Origin of the sequence: Lutibacter oricola (assembly GCF_900106565.1) — a bacterium.
Lineage (GTDB): Bacteria > Bacteroidota > Bacteroidia > Flavobacteriales > Flavobacteriaceae > Lutibacter > Lutibacter oricola.
Map to the genome: position 1 here is coordinate 65,793 of NZ_FNNJ01000001.1, position 25,694 is coordinate 91,486.

A 25,694-nucleotide genomic window follows, 5' to 3' on the forward strand; every position below is an offset into this window, starting at 1 on the left:
AATTTTAGAATTACAAAGATAACAATTAAAATAACTTAATCTACATGCTTTATTGTACCTCCAATAATCTTTTTAGATTTTATAGTTTCTGGTGTTCCTTTATAATAAATATTTCCTCCAAAACGTACTTTAGCATCTAATAATTCTTTAGCATCAACTTCGGCTTTAGCGCCCGATGCCGCTGTAACCATAACTGTAATACTTTGTAAATTATAACCATCATAAACACCACCAGTAGTAGCTTCTATAGTTTGGTTTGTTGCTTTACCTTCTAAATTTATAATACCACCTGTAACACATTTTACTTCTAAATGTTTTACTTTAATATCTAAATCTATTTTAGCACCTTCTTGTACTTTTACTTCTAAATGAGATTGTTTAATTTTCTCTTCTGAAAAAATTTCGGCTCCTTCATTAGCATCTAAAATATCTATATCTTTTGAATAGTAAACAACAATATTTACATCATCAGAAGTGAATCTTTCAGGAAATTTTAATCTAATTTTTAATGTTCCATTAGAATTTTTAATAGTAACATCTTCTGCTTGTGAACCTGTTATTTCAATTTTAGATTCACTACCTTTTTTAAGTTCAACATCTAAACCATTATAAACTTTAAGTTGATTAAAATCTCCTAAGTTTTTTGTAATTGATTCTTGTGCAAAACCTATTGTACTTATTAATACGAATACTAAGATTAGTTTTTTCATTTTTATACTTTTTATAAAATTATAACACAGTAATTAAACAATAATTGTGCCTAAAAATGTTAATTAATTACTAATCTTTTCTAGCAAAGTGAAATCTAAATGTTTACGTTCTAAATCTGTATTTTTTACTTTAATTTTAACCTGCTCACCTAATTGATACATATTTTGAGTAGATTGTCCAACTAATGCATATTGTTTTTCATCGTAAATATAATAATCGTCTTTTATATCACGAATTCTTACCATTCCTTCACATTTATTTTCAATAATTTCTACATAAATTCCCCATTCAGTAACACCAGAAATTACACCTTCAAATTCCTGATCTTTATGATCGGCCATATATTTTACTTGCATATATTTTATAGAATCACGTTCTGCTTTAGAAGCTAAATACTCTCTTTCTGAAGAATGTTTACATTTCTCTTCATAAGCTTCTGCTTTTGGAGATTTACCACCATCTAAATAATGTTGTAACAACCTGTGTGTCATAACATCTGGATATCTTCTAATTGGTGAAGTAAAATGACTATAATAATCAAAAGCCAAGCCATAATGCCCAATATTTTGAGTAGTATAAACTGCTTTACTCATAGATCTAACAGCTAAGGTTTCAATCATATTAGATTCACCTTTTCCGTGCACATCTTGTAATAATTGATTTAATGAAGCAGATGTAGTTTTCTTGTTTTTAGTATCTATTTTATTTGTATAACCAAACTTACTAACAATGGTTTGTAATGATGCTAATTTTTCTAAGTCAGGCTCATCGTGCACACGATACACAAAAGTATTATTACTTGCTCCTCCGCCTTTTTTAGCTCCAATAAATTTAGCTACATTACGGTTAGCCAACAACATAAACTCTTCAATAAGTTTATTAGCGTCTTTAGATTCTTTAAAGAACACACCAATTGGCTCCGCTTTTTCATTTAAATTAAATTTAACCTCTATTCTATCAAAAGTAATTGCACCTTGCTTTAAACGTCTTTTACGAAGTTTTTTAGCTAGTTCATCTAGTTTTAAAGTTGCTTCAACAATTTTATCATCAACGGTATAAGATTCTCCTGTTATTGAAATTTCTTTTGAAACAACATTGCCTTTTGTTTCTATAATTTCTTGGGCTTCTTCATAGGCAAAACGCTTGTCGGAATAAGTTACAGTTCTACCAAACCATTGATTTATTATATGCGCTTTTTCATCAATTTCAAAAACCGCTGAAAACGTTAATTTTTCTTCATTTGGACGCAGTGAACACACTCCGTTCGATAAAACTTCTGGTAACATTGGCACTACTCTATCTACTAAATAAACCGATGTTGCACGATCATAAGCTTCAGCATCTAAAACAGTATCTTCTTGTAAATAATGAGATACATCAGCAATATGAATTCCAATTTCATAATTACCATTTTCTAATACTTCAAAAGATAAAGCATCATCAAAATCTTTTGCATCTTTTGGATCTATGGTAAAGGTTAAATCTTTACGCATATCTCTACGTTTTGCAATTTCTTCTTCTGAAATTTCTAATGGAATTGTAGCTGCATCAGCTTCTACTTTTTCTGGAAATTTATAAGGCAATCCATATTCTAAAAGTATAGAATGAATTTCGGTGTTATGATCTCCTGGTTTTCCTAAAACTTCTTTAATTTTTCCGAAAGGATTTTTAGAGTTTGCAGGCCAATCTGTCATTTTAGCTAATACTTTCATACCATGTTCTGCATCTCTCAATTTATTTTGAGGTATAAAAATATCGGCGTACATTTTTTGATCATCAGGAACCACAAAACCAAAGTTTTTATTTAATTGTAAAACTCCAACAAACTCAGTTTTTGCTCTTTGAATTATTTCAACAACATCACCCTCTTCTTTTTTACTATTTTTTCTTTGATATAAGTAAATTTTAACGGTATCGTTATCTAATGCTTTGTTTAAATTTCGACTAGGTATGTAAACATCATTTTCTAATTCTTCGCAAATAAAATAAGCGTTTCCATTAGAAGTTGCATCTATAGTACCAATATAATATTTATCTCTAGGAACAACTTTATATTTTCCTCTATCTACTTCTTCTACCTTTTGTTGACCTTTTAAAGCTTCTAATTTTTGAATTATTTGATTACGGCCGTTCGCATCTGTTATTTCTAATTTAGCTGCTATTTGTTTGTAATTAAAGCTTTTTTCAGAATTTTGATTTAAAACTTTCAGAATTTTTCTAGTTAAATCTTTAATTATATTTCCTTTCTTTTTATAGATTTGTTTTCTTTTTGACATTCATTTTCATTTTTTAATTCAACCAAAAGTACAACTATTTAAACTTTAATATGTTATTAAACGATTATTTGTAATTTAGGCAGCCAATTAAATAGTTTTTATGAATTTAAAATGGTTTGTTATTGTTAATCCAACTTCGGGTAATGGAATTTCAAAAAAGTTATGGCCAAAAATTAAACAAGAATTAATAGCACAACAATTTAATTTTGAAGTTGCTTTTACCGAACACGAAGAACACTCTACAGAACTGGTTCAAAATGCAATAAATAATAATTTTTTAAAAATAATAAGCGTTGGTGGCGATGGTAGTTTACATAATATTATAAATGGTATTTTTAACTCTAATATAACTAATTATAAATCTATTAAGTTAGGTGTAATTCCTATTGGAACAGGTAACGATTGGGTAAAAAGTTATCAAATTCCTATCAACTATAAAAAAGCAATTGAAATTATAAAAGAAGAATATATTTACCAACAAGATATTGGAAAACTAAGTTTAACTACACTTAAAAAAGACTTCTATTTTAATAATTTAGCTGGTATTGGTTTTGATGGTCATGTTGTTAACAAGGTTCATAAATATAAATATTTAGGTTTTTTAGCTTACATAATTGGTGCTTTAGTAAGTTTAATAGGTTTTAAACGTAAAAATTTACATATAGAATTTAATGAAACTACTATTTCTGGTAAAAGTTTAATGTTATTAATTGGTATTGGTAAATACTCTGGTGGTGGAATGCAACTAACTGAAAACGTAAAAACTAACGATGGATTATTTGATATTTCTTATGTAAAAAAAGTTTCATTTTTTACAGTTATAAAACATATTTCAAAAATATTTAATGGTAAAGCCACACAATTACCAATTTTTAATACTTATAAAACTTCAGTTATAAAAGTTTCAATAAAAAATAACGAAAATATTTATATTCAAGCCGATGGAGAGTTAATTGAAACTGATAATTTTACGGCTTCAATTATACCAAGAGCACTTCAATTTATTGTACCAAAATTGTAAAAAGTTAAAATTTTCTTAAAAAAAGTGTAACAAAAGTTAAATTGTTTCGTCTATATAGAAAAGGAAACAATTAGCAATGAAACGTTTATACAAAATTATTATACTATTTTTAATCATATTTGGAGTAGGAATCTACTTCACAGTTAAAAGTATAAACAACTCGTTTACTACAACAAACGAGGTTGAAACTGTTTCGTCTCAACCTCGCTTATTAAACTTATCTACAAAACTTTAGTATCTATTTAATCACTAATTTTTTAACAGTATTTCCTTTATCTGTTTCAATTTTTACAAAGTAAACCCCACTATTTAAATTAGTTACATCAATATTATTTTTTGAAGTAACAAGTACTTGTTGGCCTATATTATTAATTAAACTAATTGATTTTAATTCTAATTGATTTGTAATTTTTATATGAAATTGAGAAGTAGCTGGATTAGGGTATACGCTTAAACTTTCTTCTAAAAAAGTATCTTTTGTGCTTAAAACTTCAGCAGATAAATCATAAACACGAACATGACCAGAATTAGAACCATTTCCATCATTTCCAGATGCTCCTATAGCTACAATACTACCATCACCAGATAAACTTACACTACCACCAGAATTATCATCTACTGCTTCACCTTCAATTGTTTCACCTACTTGATTCCATAAATTTCCGCTGGCTGTATATTTAAAAATTCGAACATGTCCAGAATCAGTTCCATTATCATCATTTAAAGTAGATCCTACTGCAACAATACTAGCATCACCAGATAAACTTACACTCCAACCAGCCTGATCTGAATTCGCTTCACCATTAATATTATTACCTAATTTTTCCCATAAATTAGTGCTTGTATTAATTTTAAATACTCTAGCTTGTCCAGAACTTAATCCATTTTCATCGTTTAAATAAGAACCTATTGCAACTTCATTTCCACTATCGGATAAACTAACACTCCAACCAGAGTTATCATCCATAACTTCACCTTCTATGGCATTTCCAACTTGATTCCAATTTGATTCATCAAATTTAAAAATACGTACATGACCAGAATTTGAGCCATTTCCATCATTTCCATTTGCACCAACAGCTATTGTTTTGCCATCATTTGATAAACTAAGACTTCTACCAAAATAATCAATATTAAAAGATCCATTAATATCATTACCTAGTTGTTCCCATAAATTATTAGCACTATTAAATTTAAAAATACGTACGTGACCACTATTAAAACCATTAGTACTGTTTAAATACGATCCAATTCCAACTATACCACCATCAGTAGATAAACTTACACTCCAACCAGATTTATTACCAGCACTTTGACCAATAATATCATTACCTACTTGATCCCATAAACTTGAAGTAGTATTATACTTATATACTCGAACTTCACCTCCATTAAATACTCCATCATTTTCAGGAGCTCCAACTGCAACACTATTTCCATCTCCAGCTAAACTTACACTCCATCCCGATTGATCACCAGCAACAGGACCATCAATATCATTTCCTAATAAACTCCAACTAGAGTTATTATATCTGTAAACACGTACATGACCAGAATTTGATCCATTTCCATCATTTAAATAAGCACCAATAGCAACAGTTTGACCGTTATTAGATAAACTAACACTATGACCTGAACGATCATTAGATAATTCACCATCAATATCATTTCCTAAGAGTACTTGACCATAAAAAAGATAAGGGATTAATAAACTTAAAATGAGTAATTTTCTTTTCATAATTTTTAATTTAAATATTATTTTTTTATAAAATTAGTTATTTATAAACTATTAATTGATTTTTAAATTTTACTTATAAGTAGATGTTATTAACATATATATATATAATAAAAGAAGTTTTAAAAATTTTAAAAAAATATTTTCTGTTATTATAGAGTGTTAATATGTACAATAACTAGTTGATTTTTAATTTTGATATATGAGTTATCGATACATATTAACATTTAATTAAAATTTAAAAGCTTAAACTTCAATAATGTTAGCTAGGTTATTAACAATCTATTTATAATGTCAATTAACTTATTTTTTTAATAAAAAATCAGTTGAAAAATGTTAATAACGTATTTCTAAATGTTGATAACCTACTCTAAAAAAATAAAAAATAAATTTGGTATTCTAATGTCAGTTTCTGTATTAGTTATTTCAATTATAAAAACAAAAAATACTTGTCTTTTTTAAGTGTAAACTTATCCACATTGTTAATTAAATGTAAATCTATTGTTAATCAGTAAATTAAAAATAACTATTAACAATCAATTTTTTTACTGTTAATAACCGTGAATTTGTACTTTTGCAATCTAACTTATTAACAAAACTAAAAAAATGGTAATTGCAATTGGTAATGATCACGCTGGTACTGAGTACAAATTCGAAATTATTAAACAATTAGAAAACAAAGGTATAAAAGTTTTAAACTTTGGAACCGATACTAATGAAAGTATGGATTATTCTGATGCTATTCATCCAGTAGCTGATGCTGTTGAAAAAGGTGAAGCTAAATATGGAATTATTTTGTGTGGTAGTGGAAATGGAGCTCAAATGACAGCTAATAAACACCAAGGTATTAGAGCTGGTTTAGTTTGGAATAATGAAATTGTAGAATTAATAAGATTACATAATGATGCTAATGTTTTAACAATTCCTGCTAGATTTGTTTCTTTACAACAAGCATTAGGTTTTGTAGATATATTTTTAAATACTGAATTTGAAGGTGGACGCCACCAAACAAGAATAGATAAAATACCTACAAGTTGTTGTTAAACTAAATTAGTAACGTATAAATTTTAATACCAATTAAATTGCAATCATTATATAATGTTATGTAAATTTGATTGGTATTTTTTATTTATAAATAATGGGTCATCATCATTCACACCATCATCCAACTTTATCAGGCAGAAACTTATTAATTTCTATAGTATTAAATGTAGTAATTACTGTAGCTCAATTAATAGGTGGATTTATTTCTGGTAGTTTAGCTTTAATTTCTGATGCTGTTCATAATTTTTCAGATGTTATTTCTTTAATAATTAGTTATATAGCAAATATTTTAACAAAAAAAAAGAAACAAACAAAGCAATATACTTTTGGTTATAAACGTGCAGAAATTATAGCTGCATTTATAAATTCTTCTACCTTAATAGTAGTTGCTATTTTTTTAGCTAAAGAAGCTTTTGAACGATTTAATAATCCTCAAGAAATAGAAAGTAATTTAGTTATTTGGTTAGCTATTTTAGGTATTGCAGCAAACGGATTTAGTGTATTATTACTTAAAAAAGATGCTGAACATAACTTAAATATGAAATCGGCATACCTTCATTTATTAACAGATATGTTAACTTCAGTTGCTGTTTTAATTGGTGGATTATTAATGAAATATTACCAAGTTTATTGGATAGATGCCGTATTAACCTTAATAATTTCTGTTTATTTAATATATATGAGTTGGAGTATTTTATTAGATTCAACAAAAATATTAATGTTATTTGCACCAAAACATATTAATATAGATGAAGTTGTAAATGAAGTTTTAAAGGTTGAAGAAATTAAAAATATTCATCACGTACATATTTGGCAATTAAACGATCACGATTGTCATTTTGAAGCGCATATGCAGTTTAAAAAAGATATTAAACTATCTCAATTTGATGAAGTTTGTGAAAAAGTTGAAAAAATACTATTAGAAAAATTTCATATAAATCACTCTAATTTACAACCAGAAATTAATAGAGACGATTTAAAAGAATTGATAAAACAAGATTAAATGCTCCAAATAAAAATTAAAAAGTATTCTGAATTAACTAAGGATGAACTCTATGAAATACTTCAATTACGAAGTGAAGTATTTGTAGTTGAGCAAGATTGTGTATATCAGGATATTGATTTTAAAGATCAAAAAGCAGTACATATTTTAGGTTATAAAAATGAAAAAATAGTAGCTTATACACGTATTTTTAAACCAGGAGATTATTTTAATAAAGCTAGTATTGGCAGAGTAGTAGTTGCTGAAAAGGAAAGAATTAATGGTTTTGGGCATATAATTTTTGAAGCTTCCATAAAAGCAGTAAAAGATTATTTTAATGAAAAAATTATCAAAATTTCGGCTCAAAAATATTTAAAAAAATTTTACGAATCTCACGGTTTTATTCAAAAAGGACAAGAATATTTAGAAGATGGAATTCCACATATAGAAATGTTAAATGAGTAAAATAAATAAAAATTATTTTGGTAACTGAGCAGAGTCGAATGTTACTTTTGAAAAAATTAAATGCATAAATGAAAAACCCAAAAGTAAAAATAAATAAAATAGAAAACCTTTCGAACGATTGGTATAAATTAGATAAAGTAGATTTTGATTACCAAACTAAAAATGGAGAATGGCAAAATCAAACACGCGAAAGTTACAATAGAGGAGATGGAGCTTGTATTTTATTGTACAATGCTTCAGAAAAGAAAGTAATTTTAACAAAACAATTTAGAATGCCATGTTATTTAAATGAAAATGAAGATGGAATGATGATAGAAGTATGTGCTGGTATGTTAGATAAAGATGATCCTGTTACTTGTATAAAAAAAGAAGCTGAAGAAGAGGTTGGTTATAAAATTTCAGAACCTAAAAAGCTATTCGAATTGTTTTCAACTCCTGGAGCAGTTACCGAAAAAATTCATTATTTTATTGCTGAATATTCAAGCGATATGAAAATTAGTGATGGAGGTGGTTTAGAAGAAGAAACCGAAGAAATTGAAGTGTTAGAAATGGACTTTAAAAAAGCAATTCAACTTGTTTCAACAGGAGAAATTTGCGATGCTAAAACGGTTATTTTATTGCAATACGCCCAAATTAATAAGTTATTATAAAAATAAAATGTCTGATTATTAATATTTTATATACTTAATCTAAGCAAATGCTTAGTAAAAATTTGTGTATATCTAAACAATTGCTTAGTTTTGCATTGTAATTATAAACAATGGCACGTAAAAAACAATATAACGAAGAAGAAGTAATTGAAAAAGCAATGCATTTGTTTTGGAGAAATGGGTATGAGAATACTTCAGTTCGTATGTTGGAAAAGGAAATGGGTATTAACCAATTTTCTATGTATGCTAGTTTTGGAAGTAAGCAAGGTGTTTTTCTTGAAAGTTTAAAAACTTATAAAAGAAAAACAAAATTGATGTTTGATAAATTGAGAAAGTCAAACAATGGAATAGAAGATATTAAAGAATTCTTTTATAATTCTATAAAAGTTTCTGAATTGAAAGGAAATAATAAAGGTTGTTTTGTTACCAATACATATAATGAGTTTGCTCAAAGTGAAGATGAAATGATTAAAGAGCAGATGAGCAATTTTATGGATAATTTGAAAGAAATATTTATTGAAAAAATAAAATCAGATTCTTCTAAAGATGAAGAAACCGTTTTAAAACAAGCTAACTATTTATTATTAGCAAAACACGGATTAGCGGCTGCAACAAGAGTAAATTCTAAAAAGGAAATGGAAGATTATATTGAAATGATCTTTAAAAGCATATAACCTTTTTTTTAATCAATAACTAAGCGGTCGCTTAGTAAATAAAATAATTATAAAATGAGAAAATTAGTAAAAATAGTAACAGGAATATTAGGATTTATAATGTTAGTTCCAGGATTGGCAAAATTTGGAGAACCTTTTAAAACATTTATTTATAAACACCTTACAATTATTGGATTTCCATTTCCAGATTTTATGCAATACGTTGTAAAATTTAGCGAAGTAGGAGTAGGATTACTATTAATTTATGTTGCATTTAGAGCCAATAAATTAAATCCTTCATTTAGAAATAAATTATTCTATTTAGGAAATATAACCGTTGTGGGTATTATGATTGTTGCGGTATATACGCATTTGCATCTAGATGTACCGGCCGAAATTTTACCTATGGAAACAAAACCTCCATATATGCCAATTGGGTATATATTTTTAGTAGCTGTAAACTTATTTTTAAACAGAAATAGTAATTAAAATTTAACTTAAAACTAAGCAAAAGCTTAGATAAAATAATCAAATAAAATTAAAACAAATAATTATGAACTTTTCAGAGAAAAATCACGAACACCAAAATGCAAATAGAAATTGGGTGAGTAACACATTTAAAATTCACACAGTAGAAACAGCACCAGAAGGAAGTAAACCAATGTTGGAAGCTTCAAAAAAAGCATACGGATTTATAGCTAATTTACACGGTACGTTAGCTGAATCTCCTCAAATTTATGAAGCATACCAAACATTACATAAATTATTTTCTGAATCATCATTCAATGCCGATGAATTAACGGTTGTATGGCAAACAATTAATGTAGAACACGAATGTACGTATTGTGTTCCTGCACATACAGGAATTGCAAATATGATGAAAGTAGATTCAGCAATTACTGAAGCATTAAGAAACGAAGAACCATTACCAACTGAAAAATTAGAAGTATTACGTGAAACTACATTAGAAATTGTTAGAGAGCGTGGTCATCTTTCAAAAGAGCAAAAAGAGAAGTTTTTTACTGTAGGATATACTAACAGACAGATATTAGACATTGTTTTGGGTCTTTCACAAAAAGTAATTAGTAATTACACAAACCATTTAGCAGAAACGCCAGTAGATAACGCGTTTGATAAATTTACTTGGAAGAAAAAAAATGGAAACGTATAACTAACTAAAAAATAAAATTATGAGTATTAAAATAGAAAACAAAGTAGCGTTAGTAACGGGTGCAAATAGAGGAATTGGCAAACAAATTGTTGAAACGTTTATAGAAAAAGGAGCTAAAAAGGTGTATTTAGCTGTTCGTAATATTGCTTCAACAAAAGAGTTAGAGGAAGAATATGGAGATAAAGTGGAAACAATTCAAGGAGATGTTTCAGATGATAAATCAATAATAAATCTAGCTGCAAAAACAACTGATGTTGATATAGTAGTAAACAATGCTGGAGTTGGAACACCTCAATCAACAATTGGTAAAAATTCAGTTGAAGATTTTAAAAATCAGTTAAATGTAAATGCATTTGGTTTGTTGAGAGTAGCGAACGCTTTTGCTAATACCTTAGAAAAAAATAAAGGAGCCATTGTGCAATTAAATTCAGTAGCTTCCATTAAAAATTTCACACCACTTTCAACATATTCTGCATCAAAAGCTGCAGCTTATTCTTTAACTCAGGGATTACGAGTTGAGTTAGGAGCAAAAGGAGTGCAAGTATTAAGTGTTCATCCAGGACCAATTGATACTGATATGTCAGCTAGAGCTGGTTTTACAGAAGCATTTCCAACAACTGTAGTTTCAGAAGGAATTGTTGATGCCTTAGATAAAGGAGATTTTCACTTATTTCCTGATGAAATGGCAAAACAGTTTGAAGCAGCTTATCAAAGTTTTTCAGATAATGTAGTTTTAGCTGAAGCTGAAGAATAATTATTTAGAAATATAAAAGAAGTGATTTCATTTTTGAAGTCATTTCTTAATGGTTATATTCAGATTGAATAATGTTACAAAATGAAAAAAAAATTAAAAATAGATATTGTTTCAGATGTTGTTTATCCTTGGTGCACAATTGGTTATAAACGATTAGAAAAAGCAATTGAAGAGTTGGGAGTAGAAGATAAAATAGAGATTGAATGGCAACCTTTTGAATTGAATCCACAAATGCCTGCTAAAGGTCAAAATGTAATTGAACATATTGCTGAAAAATATGGTTCAAGTATAGAAGAACAAAAGCAATCTCAGGAAAGATTGACTGAGTTTGGAGCAGAGTTAGGTTTCAAATTTGATTATTTTGATGAAATGAGAATTGTAAACACCAGAGAGGCTCATATTTTATTGGATTATGCGCAAGAAGAAGGTAAGCAAACTGAATTAAATGTACATTTTGTAACAGCATTTTTTAGTGAACGAAAAGATATTTCAAAAAGAGAAATTTTACTACAAGAAATTGAAAGCGTTGGATTAGATAAAACTGAAGCATTAAAAAGATTAGAAAACAAAGAAGCACTAGATAAAATAATAGCTAAAGAACAATTTTGGCAAAGTAGAGGTATTTCATCGGTGCCAACAATGGTTTTTAATTCAACAAGCGCTTTAAGAGGAGCACAACCAGTTGATGTTTATAAGCAAGTATTAACTCAATTATTAAGTGAAAAAGAAAATTAAATAGGTTTGAGCGAAAAAATTAAAAAATTTATACCAATAGTAATACTATTGGCAATTATTACGGCTTTGTTAACGTATCGAAAATTAGCACAAGAACAGTTATTTTTAGAAAATTGGTTAACACTTTATGCTCTGGCATTATTGGTTATTTTTCCAATTGCAGCTGTATTAATTCCTACTTTAAATAAGTTAATTGAAAAATTATTAGGCAATAAACATTTGGTAATTCAAGGTTTTGCTTATGTAATTCCAATGATTAGTATTATTGGAACTTTAATGACAGGTTTATCGGTTGTAGTCTTGCGTAACTATCAAAATTCCAATCAGTTTTTTCAATTGTATTCAAGTGAACTAATTAATAACCTACCAATATTTATGGTTATGGTTCTAGTGGTTGGTGGAATTGTAAAACCAATAGTTACAAAACGAAAACTAGCAGTAAAAAATTAAATAAGCCATTATGAAATACACTTTAGCATTTGATGTTTATGGAACATTAATAAACACATCAGGAATTTTCAATTCACTAGAAAAAATGATTGGAGACAAAGCAAAACCAGTAATGGAATCTTGGCGAAATAAACAATTAGAGTATTCCTTTAGAAGAGGTTTAATGAACAAATTTGTCGATTTTTCTGTATGTACAAAAGATGCTTTAGAGTATAGTTGTAAAACGTTTAAAGTGAATTTATCTGATGCTCAAAAAAGTGCTTTGATGGATGAGTATAAAGTGCTACCTAGTTTTCCTGATGTTAAAAAAGGACTTCAAAAATTAAAGGAAGACGGACATAAATTGTATGCTTTTTCAAACGGAAGTGCCAATGCAGTTTCAAACTTGTTAATTAATGCAGAAATAATAAATTATTTTGATGGAGTTGTAAGTGTAGAAGATGTAAAAATGTTTAAACCGAGTCCAAAAGTGTATGAGTATTTCAATAAACAAACAAAATCTAATAAATCAGATTCTTGGTTAATTTCAAGCAATCCGTTTGATGTTATTGGAGCAACTTCTTATGGTATGAAAACTGCTTGGGTACAACGTTCACCGGATGCAATATTTGATCCTTGGGGAATTGAACCAACAGCTGAAATAAAAAATATTTCAGAATTATCTTCAAAATTGAAATAGTTCAATAGTTAAGTTGAATAGAATGAATAATTTTGAAAAATTAATATTCAAACTAAAAATTGAAGTAATAAAATTGCAACTTTGGGTATTGAAATTAATTAGAAATAATATTGAAAAAAATTATATAAAAAATGGAGTTAAAAAATAAAAAGGCCATTATTACTGGTGGAAGTAGAGGTTTAGGTAGAGCAACAGCAATTGCGTTTGCAAAAGAAGGAATTGATGTAGCCATTACCGGAAGAAATGAAGAAAGTTTAATTAAAACTACTGAAGAAATAAAAGCTTTGGGTGTAAATGCGGTTTACGAAGTTTTTAATGTTGGAAATTATGAAGAAGTAAAAACAGGCATTAAAAACATTATTTCTAATTTAGGAGGTGTAGATATTTTAATAAACAATGCTGGGATTGCTGCTTTTGGACCTTTTAGCGAAATGGAAGTGAGCGTTTTTGAAAGTATGATTCAGGTAAATGTTTTAGGAATGTATTATGTTACTAAAGAAGTTTTACCGCATATATTAGAGAATAATCAAGGAGATATTATTAATGTTGCATCAACTGCTGGTTTAAACGGAAATGCTAACCTAACTGCTTATTCAGCTTCAAAATTTGCAGTTATTGGTTTTTCTGAATCTTTAATGAAAGAGGTACGTAAAAATAATGTTAGAGTTACTACATTAACACCTAGTACTATTGCTACAGATATGACTTTAGATATAGGAATTACTGACGGAAACCCTGAAAAAGTATTACAGCCAGAAGATTTTGCAGAATTAATTGTAGGTGGTTTAAAATTACCTAGAAGAGCTATGTTAGCAAATGCATCTTTATGGTCTACAAATCCTTAAAAAGTGATTTATAGTTCAATAAAAAAGCCTCTGATTAAATTATTAATTAGAGGCTTTTTAATTATGTTTTAAAGTTTAAACTACTGTAGCTTTAAATAAAGATTGAATTAGTTTTAACAACTCATTTTTATTTATAGGTTTAGAAATATAATCGTTACACCCAACATTAATAGCTTTTTCTCGGTCGCCAGATAAACCAAAGGCTGTTTGAGCTATTATTTTAATGTTTTTATTAAACTTTCTAATTTCTAATGTTGCTTCATATCCACTCATTCTAGGCATTTGAATATCCATTAGCACTAAATCAATGTCTGGTGTATTTTTAACTTTTTTAATAGCTTCAATTCCATTTTTAACTCTAATTATTTCGCTACTTATATCTTTTAAAGCAATAGATAATAAAGTTTCTGAAATTTCATCATCTTCAGCTATTAAAACTTTTAATCCATTTGTTTTAGTACCTACATTATTAGAAATAGGTGTAGTATTAACTAGCTTTTCTTTTGTTGTTTTATTGTTATAAGGCAGTGTAAAGTAGAATGTAGAACCAACATTTTCTTCGCTTTCAACCCAAATATCACCTCCTAAAATTTTTACAAAAGCTTTAGAAATAGAAAGCCCTAAACCAGCACCTTGACGAGCCATTTTATCTGCAATATCTGCTTGAATAAAACGTTCAAAAACTGCTTTTTTTCTATTTTCTGGAATTCCAATACCAGTATCTTGCACATAAAACTCTAGGTAATTATCTTTTTTAGTATATCCAAAAACTATAGTTCCTTTATTGGTATATTTAATTGCGTTTTTAACAAGGTTAGTTAATATTGCATATACTTTTTCAGAATCAGTATTAATAATCGATTTTGCAGCAGGAAGTTGGTTATTTATTGCCAGTTTTATTCCTTTAGCTTCTGCTTCTGGACTAAAAAATTTATAAATGTATTCTACTTGTTTATTAATGTTTGAATCTTCTAATTTAACTTTCATTAAACCAGATTCTATTCTAGAAATATCAATAATATTATTAATGATATTTAACATTCTATGTCCACTTTTTTCAATAATTTTAATGTACTCTTGTTGTAAATTACCTGATAGTTTTGGGTTTTTTAATAACTCAGAAAAACCTAGAATACCATTCATTGGTGTTCTAATTTCGTGACTCATATTTGCTAAAAATGCAGATTTTAATCTATCGCTTTCTTCCGCTTTTTCTTTAGCTTTTATTAGTTCTTTTTTTGTTTTTTTAAGTTCGGATAAATCATAAATAATCGAATAGAGTTGTTCTTCACCTTCAACAATAATTTTTTCTACATGTACTTCAACATCTTTAATTGTATTGTTGGCTAGTTTATGTTTAAAATAAAAATGTTTTGAACTATTTACAAGTACATCTTTTATTTTTGATTTTGTTTCTTCAACCGGAAGTGTATTAATTTCGCTAATTTTCATAGAAGTTAACTCTTTAAAAGTATAACCATAAAAATTTATAGCAGCTTGGTTGGCGTCAATAATTAAACCTGTTTCTGGATTTAATAATAACATTACCGATTGATTTTTTTTGAATAAAGCTGCGTAACGTAATTCACTTTCATTTAATTGATCTGTTCTCTCTTCTACAAGTTGTTCTAAATTTGAATTAAATTCTTTAAGTAACAGTTCTCTTTCTTCAACTTCTTTTGTATAATAAAAGATGGTATTTGAAATGCGTTTTTTAAAATAATTTGTTGTTATTAAAATTAAAATAAACGATATAAAAATAATTGAAATTGTAACTAAATACTGATTTTGAATAATACTTTTACTTTTACTTATTTCAGCAGCAGTAAGTTCTTCTATATCATCTAGGTAAACTCCCGTAGCTATAATCCAATTATATTTTTTGTACAATTTAGCATAGGTAAGTTTTTGTTCAATTTTGTTACTATTAGGTTTTTTAAACCAATATTTAAAAAATAATTGACCATCTTTTTTAACTCCATTTAATTCTGTTAAATAGGGTTTATTTCCTTTAATATCTTTTGTATTAGTAGATAAATATTCGCCTTCTGTATTTTTTAAATTAGGATGTACTAGCCTAATAGCATAATTATCGCCTCCATTATAGTTAAGCACTTCATTTACCCATACATAACCATTGTTAATTAGCTTTTTGTTGCTAATATGAAAGTACATTTCCTTTTTAATAATACTATCAAGTACAGATTCGTTTTTTAAAAGTGAAGGGTTTTCTTTTTCTAGTTTTGCTAAAAGTATTTTTTCCTTTATTTCAATATCTTGTACAACACCATTAACTGCAGTTTGTATATAATCTTTTTTTGATTGAATTAGTAAATTTTCAAACTCTTGAACTTGGTATTTTATAAATTTATTTGGACCAGTACTAAAAAGGTAAATTAGAGTAGCTATAAAAATTAGCATAATACATACTGTAAACACGTAAAATGGCTTAAGAATTTTAGCTGGTGTAAAGGGTTTATAGTTAGTATCTAATTCATTCATTTTATAGGGATTGAGTTAAGTAAATATACAAAAAACTGCGTTATTATTAAGATTAGTTTTTTTAATGGATTAATAGTTTTTTATGGATTACTTTAAGTTATTAAATTTACCAACCAGAGAATTTAGGAGGTTCAATATTGTTTAAGTTTAAATATACTATTAATTGTCCGCGATGATGAGTAACGTGATCTTGTAATAAGTTCAAAATTTGTAGTTTACTTTTAGGTCCTGCAAAAAAATCAACTTCAATAGTTAAATCTTTTTCTGAAATTGTGCTAATTATTTTTGAAACTTCGTTAAAAGATGTTGTTAAAGCATTTATAGTTTCTTGTTTGGTTTTTGGATTAATTTTAGAAGGTTTTTCTTTATTATTTTTAGTAAAATAAGTAGTGCTTAACCAAAGCATATTTTGTCTAATATGAAGTAATTGATCTTCAAAATTCATTTGCCTTTCTGTAGGTTTAAAGCTATAGTATTCTTCGGGCATAGATTCAGCAATTTTTAATAAATAATTTTTTGAATTTTCCCACTTCAATAAAAAAGCAGATTTAACGGTATTTTGAGATTGTAAATTATTGAATATCATAAATGTAATTATAAAAAATACTACTTTTAATTTCATATTAAAAACGGTTAATAAATTATATATAAACGCTAAATATACTCAATACTTTTTTATATTTTAGCGATAAATAAATAACGCATTTTTATAGATTATGGCAGAAGACAAAGAAAAAGCAGCAAAATTAAAAGCATTACAACTTACTTTAGATAAATTAGATAAAGCTTATGGAAAAGGTACCGTAATGAAAATGGGTGATGTTGCTATTGAAGATATAGATTCAATTTCATCAGGATCATTAGGTTTAGATTTAGCTTTAGGTGTGGGTGGATATCCTCGTGGTAGAGTTATTGAAATTTACGGACCAGAATCTTCGGGTAAAACAACGTTAACTTTACACGCAATTGCTGAAGCTCAAAAAGCTGGTGGAATTGCTGCATTTATTGATGCAGAACACGCATTTGACCGTTTTTATGCTGAAAAATTAGGCGTAGATGTAGATAATTTAATTATTTCTCAACCAGATCACGGTGAGCAAGCATTGGAAATTGCAGATAATTTAATTAGCTCTGGAGCTATTGATATTGTTGTTGTCGATTCTGTAGCAGCTTTAACTCCAAAAAGTGAAATTGAAGGAGAAATGGGAGATTCTAAAATGGGATTACACGCTCGTTTAATGTCTCAAGCCTTACGTAAATTAACAGGTACAATTCATAAAACAAACTGTACAGTTTTCTTTATTAACCAATTACGTGAAAAAATTGGAGTAATGTTCGGTAATCCAGAAACTACAACTGGTGGTAATGCACTTAAGTTTTATGCGTCTGTTCGTTTAGATATTAGAAGAAGAACTCAAATTAAAGACGGAGATAAAGTTATTGGTAACAGCACTAAAGTAAAAGTTGTTAAAAATAAAGTGGCTCCACCTTTTCAAATTGCAGAATTTGATATTATGTACGGAAAAGGAATTTCTAAAACAGGTGAAATTTTAGATTTAGGTGTTGAATTTGGAATTGTTAAAAAAAGTGGATCTTGGTTTAGTTATGGAGATACAAAATTAGGTCAAGGTAGAGATGCTGTAAAAGGTTTAATTTTAGACAATCCAGAATTAGCTGAAGAATTAGAAACTAAAATTACAGAAGCTATAAACGCAGAGGAATAAATGATAATTAACTACCAAACTTTTACCGAAAAAAACCTATTAATTATTAGGTATGAAGGTGATTTTTGTATAGATAAATACAAAGCTCAGGTGCTAGATATTGTAGCTAAACCAGAGTGGAATTCTATTCACAAAATTTTGGTAGATTTAAGAAGTGTTGAAGTAGAATTTGAATTAGAAGATATTCAGACATTAGTAGATATTAAAAAAAATATCATTAAAAAAGAGCATCTTTCAGTTCAGTTAGTAGATAAACCTATGATTACTGCTTTATCGCATCTTTTACAAACAGAGTTTAGTAATTACGATTTAACTACAGAGTATTGTAGTACCGTAAATAAGGCAATTGAATTGTTAGATATAAACTTCAATGTAAAAGATTTAACCAATACATTAGAAAATTTAGAACATACGTTTTAATTTAATTCTTAAAATATAACCTAGAACGCCTTAATTCATTTAAGGCGTTTTGTATTTTTACACCATGTTAAAAGTCAAAAACATATCTTTTAGTTATAGCAATGAGGTTTTAAATAATATTTCCTTTACTGCAAATAAAGGCGATTATATTGCTGTAGTTGGAGAAAGTGGATGCGGAAAAAGTACACTTTTAGAAATTATTTATGGCTTATTGCATATTGAAAAAGGAACTGTATTTTGGAACAATACAAAATTGCTAGGGCCAACATTTAACTTAATTCCTGGTGAAGGTTTTATGAAATACCTTCCGCAAGATTTCGATTTAATGCCATACATTACTGTTGAAGAAAATGTAGGTAAAAACTTATCTTATTTAGATAAAAACAGAAGTAAAAGAATAGCTGAACTATTGGAGGTTGTTGATATGTCCAACTTTTTAAAAACAAAGGTTGTAAATTTAAGTGGAGGTCAAAAACAACGAGTTGCCATAGCAAAAGTTTTGGCAAAAGAACCAGAAGTTTTGTTGTTAGATGAACCTTTTAGCCATATAGATAATTTTAGAAAAAATAAGTTACGCAGAAGCCTTTTTAAATACTTAAAATCTCAAAATATACTGTGTATTGTTGCCACGCACGATACTACTGATGCACTTTCATTTGCTAATGAAATAATAGTTTTAAAAGATGCTAAAATTGAAGCACAAGGAACACCAGAAACTATTTATAATAAACCTAAAAATGCATATGTAGCTTCATTTTTTAATGAAATTAATAAAGTTCCTTCTAAAATTTCAGGAGTTAAAAACAAACAACTTTTTTATCCGAATGAGATTAAAATAGTTGAAAATTCTGCGTTAAAAGTAACGGTAACTTCATCTTATTTTAAAGGAAGTTATTATTTAATTGAAGTTGAATTTAAAGGTAAAACATTATTTATAGAAAGTGAATGTTCTATAGAAAATGATGAGGTAGTTTTTATAGAATTTAATTAAAAACCATTAATATAGGTTACCAAATTATCTTCTCTACTTAATCCTAATTTCTTTCTTAATCTATAACGTGCTTTATTTATGCTTTCAGGCGAAATTCCTAAAAGTTTAGCCATTTCCTTACTTGAAAAATTCAACTTAATTAGCGCGCATATTTTTAGTTCACTAGCACTTAAATTAGAATGCTTTTCACCTAAAGCAGTATAAAAATTACTGTTAATTTGAACAAACCTAGTTTCAAAATCTTCCCAATTTTTTGCAGAGTTAACACGAATGGTACTTTTAATATCTTCAACGGCAGAACTTTTTGTTTCCGTTTTAACTTTATCCAATCCTTTTTTTACTTCATCTAATAAATTATCTTTTTCAATTAATTGCAAAGCAGTTACAGCTAGCTCTTTTTTCTTAATTTCAATAGCAGTTAACGATCGTTCTTTTTCTAGCTTTTTTTCAATGGCATGTTTTTTTCGTAAAAGAATAATTACTATTGCTGCAGCTATTAAACAAACAAGTATTAACAAGGTAGAAAATGTCAACTTTTGATTTAATTTTTCTTTATCGTTTTGCAATAATTTTACTTGTTGTTTTTGTTGAATTTTTTGATGGTTCTCTATAGCTTTTCTGTAAGAATCTTTTATTTCAAATAGTTTATGGTTACTAGCACTTCTACCACCAAATAAACTGTCTCCCAGTATTTTAGATTCATTTATTTGTTCAAGTGCCATTTTGTAATTTCCCAATTCTTGATTTATAGATGAAATTTTTTCAAGCAATTCAACCCTTAAACCTATTCTAGTTTTTTGCTTAGAAATGGTGGCCAAACTTTTGGTATAAAATTCAAGCGCTTTCTGTTTATTTCCTTTTTCAAAATACAAATCTCCCCACATAGAGTAGAGAATTGAATTGAACTTGTTTTTAGATGAAATTTCGTTTGAAATTGTGCGTAAAATAATTTCAGAATTTTTAAAATTACCTTCTAAAGTATGTATATGAGCCGTTTCAGACAATACAAATATTCTTTTTTTAAATGGATAGTTTAACGAATCGAATAACTGATTACAAATAGCCAAATGTTTTTTTGCTAACGGGTAGTTTTCATTCATTCGGTAGGTAACTGCAGTTGTATAATGTGCACCAGTTAACTCTAATTTTCGGTTATTAAATTTAGAAAGTTTAGCATATACAAACATAGAATCTAAACAATTTACCGCTTTTGTTTTATTATGAAAAATGGAATATAAAATAGAAAGTTGTTGGTACGATTTATATTTTAATTCAGAATTTTTAATAGAATCGGCTACACTTAAAACATTCCAAAGTAAATCGTATGCTTCTGGGTAATTTGCAGTACCTGTTAATAGTTTAGATTGTTTTAAATGTTGTTCAGCTACACCAATTAATGAATCTACTTCTTTATTTTGAGCTTGAAATTCAAACTGAAAACAAGTAATAATAAGTAGAAATAATAATGTGTTTTTTAATCTAAAAATCATTAATAAATAATTTGGAATAGCTAATGTATGCTTATGGTTAAAGATATCTTATATCTTCTAAATAAAAAAGTAGTTTGTCCATATATTGTCCACATAGATTTCAGTTAACTATGTGATAGTCTTAATATATTTGATGTATCTATTTTAATAACTAAGAATAGTTTAACCTTTAAAAATTAATTATGAAGCACTTATTATTAATATGTATCTCATTTATTTCACTTCAAATTACAGCTCAGAATACTAAAAATATTCAATTATATTATGTTTCTCTAGAAGAAGGTAAAGCAAATCCTCTGGAAGAAAAACAAGTAACTTCTCCAACAGAAAAAATTAGGTGGGGGCACGAAATTGCTGTTTATCCAGAAATAGAATTTCAAACTATAGAAGGTATTGGAGGAGCATTTAATGAAATTGGAGGTGAAGCATTATTAAGTTTAGGTAACGCAAAACAAAAAGAGGTTTTAGAAAATTTATTTGCTCTAGATAATGCCGGATTTACATTTTGTAGAACAGCAATTGGTGCAAGTGATTTTGGTATAGATGCTTATAGTTATTCAGAAGTTTTTGAAGATTATAAAATGAAACACTTCAGTATTAAAAGAGATAAAAAATATGTGCTTCCTTACATAAAAGGTGCTTTAAAAGTAAATCCAGATTTATTAGTTTTTGGTTCACCTTGGAGTCCTCCAGCGTGGATGAAAATAAACAACTCAATGACTGGCTTAACTGAAAAGCCAAATATGTTTAGAGATGAAGATAAAGTGTATAAAGCTTATGCAAAATACTTTGTAAATTATGTTGAAGAATATGCAAAAAATGGCGTTAAAATAGATAGAATTGCTATTCAAAATGAAAATGATGCCAATACAAAATATCCAAGTTGTACAATGCCTCCAGCTCAAATGTTAAAATTTGCAACTGAATATATGATTCCTGCTTTTGAAAAGAATAATCTTGATACTAAAATTTATGCAGGAACATTTAGAACTGCAGAACAATTAGATTTGATTGAGTTTTTAAAAATGGAAAAAGCAAATCAACTTGCAGGAGTTGGTTTACAATACACCAACCCATTAATTATTACCGATGCTATTAAAATAAATCCAAACCTAAAAATGTTTCATACAGAAGGGCATTGTTACAATGGTAAAAATAGTGTAGAACAAGCTAACCATAGATTAGAAGAAATTTCAGAATACATTAATAGCGGCTTAACAAACTATTGTTACTGGAATATGATTTTAAACGAAACTACAGAAAGTGGTTGGGAATGGACACAGAACTCGCTTATAAATATTGATAGAACTAACAAAACAGTACAGTATAATCCAGATTATAACGCAATGTACATTGTAAGTAAGTTTATAAAACCTGGAGATGTTCGTATTTCATCAATTTCTAAAAAACCTATGATTACGGTTAAAAGCCCTGATGGAAAAGTTAAGATTTTGATTCAAAATACAGATAAAAAAGATTCACCTTATAGACTTACAATTGGTGCTAAAGTTCAAGAATTTATGATACCAGCAAATGGAATTACCGCCATAGTAATTGATTAAAAATAATAAAAAGGGCTTCAAAATTTGAAGTCCTTTTTATTATATTTTTATACTCCTGTAGAACCAAATCCACCAGCGCCACGTTCAGTTTCGCTTAATACTTCAACTACATCCCATTCTGCACGTTCGTGTTTTGCAATTACTAATTGGGCTATGCGTTCTCCGTCGTTAATAATAAAGTCTTCGTTAGAAATATTTACTAAAATTACACCAATTTCACCTCTATAATCTGCATCTACAGTTCCAGGAGCGTTTAAAACAGTAATTCCTTTTTTAGCAGCCAAACCACTACGTGGACGTACTTGTGCTTCGGTACCAACAGGCAAAGCAATAAATAAACCGGTTTTAATAATGGCTCTTTCTAATGGTTTTAAGGTAATAGCAGCATCTATATTAGCTCTTAAATCCATTCCTGCAGAAGCAATGGTTTCGTAGTTTGGTAATTCGTGCTTAGATTTGTTTATAATTTGTATTTGCATTTGATTGTTTTTTTATTTCTTTTCTATAAATTCTTTTAGTCTGTCTTTAATAAAATAATTCCATCCATTTTTACAACTTTCAGATGTAAATTCTGGAATGTTTGAAGGGAAATCTTCAGTAATTTTACAGGTAACTATTAATTTTACTTTATGTTTTTTTTCGATTAGCTCGAAAAACACAAAAGAGTTTCCTGTGTATTCTTGATATTTCCAATTATATACAATTTTTTTATGTTTTTCAACATCAACTATTTCCCACAAATGTAAAAAATTTCGTTCTCCAGAGCTTACATTAAATTGAGTTTTAAACCCTTTTTCAGCTTTAAAATCTGGAATATTATTAAAAAACCATTGTCGCATTAAATCAATTTTAGTAATGGCATTCCTAACTTTTGTTAGTGAAGAATTAAAGTTTTGTTCAACAATAATAGAGTCATTTAATTTCATAGTGTGTTATTTCAAAATATATTTAGCCATTTTTTAGCTGCATTTTTTGTAGCAAATATTTTGAATTGATATTTGGGTGTTTTAGCAAGTTCTTTATATAATACGGTAAGTACAGTATTCTTAGGGTTATCAACAATAATGGCATCAATTATACAATTGTATTTTTCTAGAGATTTATTATTTTCTTCAACAATTCTCCCCAAATTTTCAATAGAAAAATTAAAAATAGCAGTTGATGTATCTGTAAGAATTTTTAGCGTTCTTGGATTTTTCTTGTTGTTTTTAGTGGATTGTATATAATTAATAATTTCATTTAAAGTTACTTTTTCTGAAAACTTAGTTTCAAGAGTATTTGTAGTTTTATTAAAGTTGTATTGAACCAAAACGTAATTATTTTCTTTTAAAAATGGCTTGTAATTCTTTCTTTTCATTCCAAAAAATTAGAAACGCGAATAGAAATACTAAACCTAAAGATACAAAATAATTTTCTCTATAATAATTAAATGAAATATAAGCTATTGTTATTGAGCTTATTAAATAGCTTCCTGACTTTTTTAAATTATAAGGTACAGGATAATATTTTTTACCTATAAAATAAGAGAGAATCATCATAGTTCCATAAGCTAATAAGGTTGCCCAAGCAGATGCTATAAAACCTATTTTTGGAATTAATAATACATTAACTACAATAGTAATAACGGCTCCTATTATGGAAAATATCATAGCATAACGTGTTTTATCCGTTAGTTTGTACCAAATAGCTAAATTGTGATAAACTCCTAAAAATAAGTTAGCTAACAATACAATTGGTACAATAATTATAGCTTCCCAATAGGCTTCGTTTATAAAAGGGCGTTTTAAAAGATCTATAAAAACAACAATACCTACAAACACTAAAGCACCAACTATAATAAAATAGTTTAAAATTTTAGCATAGGTTTCTTTGGCATTTTTTTTGTCGGAATGATTAAAAAAGAAAGGTTCAGCACCTAACCTAAAAGCCATAATGTATAAATTCATAAAAATGGCAAGTTTATAACAAGCTGAATAAATTCCCATTGCATCTTTATCAATTATTTTACCAATTAATATTTTATCTAAATTTTCGTTAATAACATAGGCAACACCTGCAACTGCGATAGGCCAGCTATACGAAACCATTTTTTTAAATAATTGCGTGTTAAAACTCCATTTAAACTTTAATAAATAGGGTATAAGTAATAGAAAACAAATAGCACTACCTATAATATTTGCAATAAAAATAAAGTTAACTTTAGTTGTATTGTTTGAAATTTCATTTAAAAAATTTGGAATACTTTTTTGGGCCGCTTTAAACTCTGGAATGTATTTTAAAAATAATAAGTTTATAGCTACAATAACACCAACATTAATCAATTTTATGGCTGTATATTTTATTGGCCTATTTGAGGCTCTTAAATAAGCAAAAGGTACTACCATTAAAGTGTCTAAAGCAATAATACCAATTAATAATTTAAGTTGTAATGGGTTGTTTTCAAAATCGAATATTGAAGTAAAAAAACCTGAAAAACTAAATGCAATAATTACAAATAGCAAAGCTGTTGTAAATACACTTATAAAAGCTGTTGAAATTAAAGCATCCTTTTTGTCTTCGGTTTTATAAAACCTAAAAAAAGCAGTTTCCATTCCAAAAGTTAGAAGAACAGAAAGTAGTGCAATCCAAATATAAAAATTGGTGTTTTCAGCATAGTTATTTGTTGGTAAAGCATCGGTATGTACTCGAACAAGCATAAAATTAATTACACGTGGTAATACTGCTGCAATTCCATAAATAATGGTGTCTTTAAAAAATCTTTTAAGTGCGCTCAAATTGAGTTTTATAAATTAATGTATAAAAGTAAAAAATTAAAGCTATTAGTATTAATTTTG

At 27.6% G+C, this 25,694-nt stretch carries 27 protein-coding genes; 17 read left to right on the forward strand and 10 right to left on the reverse strand.

Annotated features, from left to right (window positions below; all coding sequences use genetic code 11):
• Positions 1 to 35 precede the first annotated feature (35 nt).
• Positions 36 to 710 carry a head GIN domain-containing protein gene (locus BLU40_RS00250; protein ID WP_090118529.1) on the reverse strand — a complete coding sequence of 225 codons (675 nt, stop codon included), beginning with the start codon at positions 708 to 710 and terminating at the stop codon, positions 36 to 38.
• A 63-nt stretch (positions 711 to 773) separates the two neighbouring features.
• Positions 774 to 2,987, reverse strand: coding sequence for a ribonuclease R (gene rnr / locus BLU40_RS00255; protein WP_090118531.1), 2,214 nt, complete (start codon positions 2,985 to 2,987; stop codon positions 774 to 776).
• Positions 2,988 to 3,087: 100 nt separating this feature from the next.
• Between rnr and BLU40_RS00260 the strand changes: the two genes are divergently transcribed.
• Positions 3,088 to 4,008 (forward strand): diacylglycerol/lipid kinase family protein, encoded by a 921-nt coding sequence (locus BLU40_RS00260; RefSeq protein ID WP_090118533.1) that lies wholly within the window; start codon positions 3,088 to 3,090, stop codon positions 4,006 to 4,008.
• A gap of 238 nt (positions 4,009 to 4,246) precedes the next feature.
• Here the strand turns inward: BLU40_RS00260 and BLU40_RS00265 are convergent, their stop codons facing one another.
• A complete protein-coding gene (locus tag BLU40_RS00265; RefSeq protein WP_090118535.1) occupies positions 4,247 to 5,746 on the reverse strand; it encodes a T9SS type A sorting domain-containing protein in 1,500 nt (499 codons plus the stop codon).
• Between the two features lie 603 nt (positions 5,747 to 6,349).
• Between BLU40_RS00265 and rpiB the strand changes: the two genes are divergently transcribed.
• The 12 genes from rpiB to BLU40_RS00325 all read left to right on the forward strand — a co-directional run bounded on the left by rpiB (position 6,350) and on the right by BLU40_RS00325 (position 14,171).
• Positions 6,350 to 6,787: a ribose 5-phosphate isomerase B gene (rpiB, locus tag BLU40_RS00270; protein ID WP_090118538.1), complete on the forward strand. Its 438-nt coding sequence runs from the start codon at positions 6,350 to 6,352 to the stop codon at positions 6,785 to 6,787.
• Positions 6,788 to 6,881: 94 nt separating this feature from the next.
• The gene (locus BLU40_RS00275) at positions 6,882 to 7,790 is read left to right on the forward strand and encodes a cation diffusion facilitator family transporter (RefSeq protein ID WP_090118540.1); all 909 of its coding nucleotides are present in this window, start codon (positions 6,882 to 6,884) and stop codon (positions 7,788 to 7,790) included.
• Positions 7,791 to 8,234 (forward strand): GNAT family N-acetyltransferase, encoded by a 444-nt coding sequence (locus BLU40_RS00280; protein WP_090118542.1) that lies wholly within the window; start codon positions 7,791 to 7,793, stop codon positions 8,232 to 8,234.
• A 68-nt stretch (positions 8,235 to 8,302) separates the two neighbouring features.
• On the forward strand, positions 8,303 to 8,884 hold the full coding sequence (locus tag BLU40_RS00285; protein WP_090118544.1) for an NUDIX domain-containing protein: 582 nt from the start codon (positions 8,303 to 8,305) through the stop codon (positions 8,882 to 8,884).
• Positions 8,885 to 8,994: 110 nt separating this feature from the next.
• Positions 8,995 to 9,558, forward strand: a complete 564-nt coding sequence (locus BLU40_RS00290; RefSeq protein WP_090118546.1) for a TetR/AcrR family transcriptional regulator — start codon at positions 8,995 to 8,997, stop codon at positions 9,556 to 9,558.
• Between the two features lie 54 nt (positions 9,559 to 9,612).
• On the forward strand, positions 9,613 to 10,026 hold the full coding sequence (locus tag BLU40_RS00295) for a hypothetical protein (RefSeq protein WP_090118548.1): 414 nt from the start codon (positions 9,613 to 9,615) through the stop codon (positions 10,024 to 10,026).
• Between the two features lie 64 nt (positions 10,027 to 10,090).
• Positions 10,091 to 10,708 carry a carboxymuconolactone decarboxylase family protein gene (locus BLU40_RS00300; RefSeq protein WP_090118550.1) on the forward strand — a complete coding sequence of 206 codons (618 nt, stop codon included), beginning with the start codon at positions 10,091 to 10,093 and terminating at the stop codon, positions 10,706 to 10,708.
• A 19-nt stretch (positions 10,709 to 10,727) separates the two neighbouring features.
• Complete coding sequence (locus BLU40_RS00305) at positions 10,728 to 11,462, forward strand: SDR family oxidoreductase (RefSeq protein ID WP_090118551.1); 735 nt, start codon at positions 10,728 to 10,730, stop codon at positions 11,460 to 11,462.
• Between the two features lie 81 nt (positions 11,463 to 11,543).
• Positions 11,544 to 12,197, forward strand: a complete 654-nt coding sequence (locus tag BLU40_RS00310; protein WP_090118554.1) for a DsbA family oxidoreductase — start codon at positions 11,544 to 11,546, stop codon at positions 12,195 to 12,197.
• Positions 12,198 to 12,203: 6 nt separating this feature from the next.
• Positions 12,204 to 12,647 (forward strand): DUF2798 domain-containing protein, encoded by a 444-nt coding sequence (locus BLU40_RS00315; RefSeq protein ID WP_175454716.1) that lies wholly within the window; start codon positions 12,204 to 12,206, stop codon positions 12,645 to 12,647.
• A 10-nt stretch (positions 12,648 to 12,657) separates the two neighbouring features.
• Positions 12,658 to 13,326 (forward strand): haloacid dehalogenase type II, encoded by a 669-nt coding sequence (locus BLU40_RS00320; RefSeq protein ID WP_090118558.1) that lies wholly within the window; start codon positions 12,658 to 12,660, stop codon positions 13,324 to 13,326.
• 131 nt (positions 13,327 to 13,457) lie between these two features.
• Positions 13,458 to 14,171, forward strand: a complete 714-nt coding sequence (locus BLU40_RS00325; RefSeq protein ID WP_090118559.1) for a 3-ketoacyl-ACP reductase — start codon at positions 13,458 to 13,460, stop codon at positions 14,169 to 14,171.
• Between the two features lie 75 nt (positions 14,172 to 14,246).
• On the opposite strand, the gene BLU40_RS00330 is transcribed toward BLU40_RS00325, so the two are convergent.
• Positions 14,247 to 16,673: an ATP-binding protein gene (locus tag BLU40_RS00330; protein WP_090118562.1), complete on the reverse strand. Its 2,427-nt coding sequence runs from the start codon at positions 16,671 to 16,673 to the stop codon at positions 14,247 to 14,249.
• Between the two features lie 106 nt (positions 16,674 to 16,779).
• Complete coding sequence (locus tag BLU40_RS00335) at positions 16,780 to 17,295, reverse strand: DinB family protein (RefSeq protein WP_245729868.1); 516 nt, start codon at positions 17,293 to 17,295, stop codon at positions 16,780 to 16,782.
• Positions 17,296 to 17,389: 94 nt separating this feature from the next.
• Here BLU40_RS00335 and recA point away from each other — a divergent pair, with 94 nt between their 5' ends.
• The 3 genes from recA (at position 17,390) to BLU40_RS00350 (ending at position 19,808) form a co-directional block, all read left to right on the forward strand.
• On the forward strand, positions 17,390 to 18,397 hold the full coding sequence (gene recA, locus BLU40_RS00340; RefSeq protein ID WP_090118564.1) for a recombinase RecA: 1,008 nt from the start codon (positions 17,390 to 17,392) through the stop codon (positions 18,395 to 18,397).
• Complete coding sequence (locus BLU40_RS00345; protein WP_090118566.1) at positions 18,398 to 18,817, forward strand: hypothetical protein; 420 nt, start codon at positions 18,398 to 18,400, stop codon at positions 18,815 to 18,817. It begins immediately after the preceding gene.
• 64 nt (positions 18,818 to 18,881) lie between these two features.
• Complete coding sequence (locus tag BLU40_RS00350) at positions 18,882 to 19,808, forward strand: ABC transporter ATP-binding protein (RefSeq protein WP_090118568.1); 927 nt, start codon at positions 18,882 to 18,884, stop codon at positions 19,806 to 19,808.
• Here the strand turns inward: BLU40_RS00350 and BLU40_RS00355 are convergent.
• The gene (locus tag BLU40_RS00355) at positions 19,805 to 21,298 is read right to left on the reverse strand and encodes a helix-turn-helix transcriptional regulator (RefSeq protein ID WP_090118570.1); all 1,494 of its coding nucleotides are present in this window, start codon (positions 21,296 to 21,298) and stop codon (positions 19,805 to 19,807) included. The genes BLU40_RS00350 and BLU40_RS00355 overlap by 4 nt on opposite strands.
• Positions 21,299 to 21,480: 182 nt before the next feature.
• On the opposite strand from BLU40_RS00355, the gene BLU40_RS00360 reads away from it, so the two are divergent.
• Complete coding sequence (locus BLU40_RS00360) at positions 21,481 to 22,860, forward strand: glycoside hydrolase family 30 protein (RefSeq protein WP_090118572.1); 1,380 nt, start codon at positions 21,481 to 21,483, stop codon at positions 22,858 to 22,860.
• A 47-nt stretch (positions 22,861 to 22,907) separates the two neighbouring features.
• Here the strand turns inward: BLU40_RS00360 and dut are convergent, their stop codons facing one another.
• Genes dut through BLU40_RS00380 form a run of 4 tightly spaced genes read right to left on the reverse strand, consistent with a single transcriptional unit; the run spans position 22,908 to position 25,634 of the window.
• Positions 22,908 to 23,339, reverse strand: coding sequence for a dUTP diphosphatase (gene dut, locus BLU40_RS00365; RefSeq protein ID WP_090118574.1), 432 nt, complete (start codon positions 23,337 to 23,339; stop codon positions 22,908 to 22,910).
• A gap of 12 nt (positions 23,340 to 23,351) precedes the next feature.
• Positions 23,352 to 23,786: an SRPBCC family protein gene (locus BLU40_RS00370; protein WP_090118575.1), complete on the reverse strand. Its 435-nt coding sequence runs from the start codon at positions 23,784 to 23,786 to the stop codon at positions 23,352 to 23,354.
• Between the two features lie 11 nt (positions 23,787 to 23,797).
• A complete protein-coding gene (locus BLU40_RS00375) occupies positions 23,798 to 24,217 on the reverse strand; it encodes a hypothetical protein (RefSeq protein ID WP_090118577.1) in 420 nt (139 codons plus the stop codon).
• Positions 24,177 to 25,634: a lipopolysaccharide biosynthesis protein gene (locus tag BLU40_RS00380; RefSeq protein ID WP_090118579.1), complete on the reverse strand. Its 1,458-nt coding sequence runs from the start codon at positions 25,632 to 25,634 to the stop codon at positions 24,177 to 24,179. Before BLU40_RS00380 ends, BLU40_RS00375 begins: the two co-directional genes overlap by 41 nt.
• Positions 25,635 to 25,694: the final 60 nt, after the last annotated feature.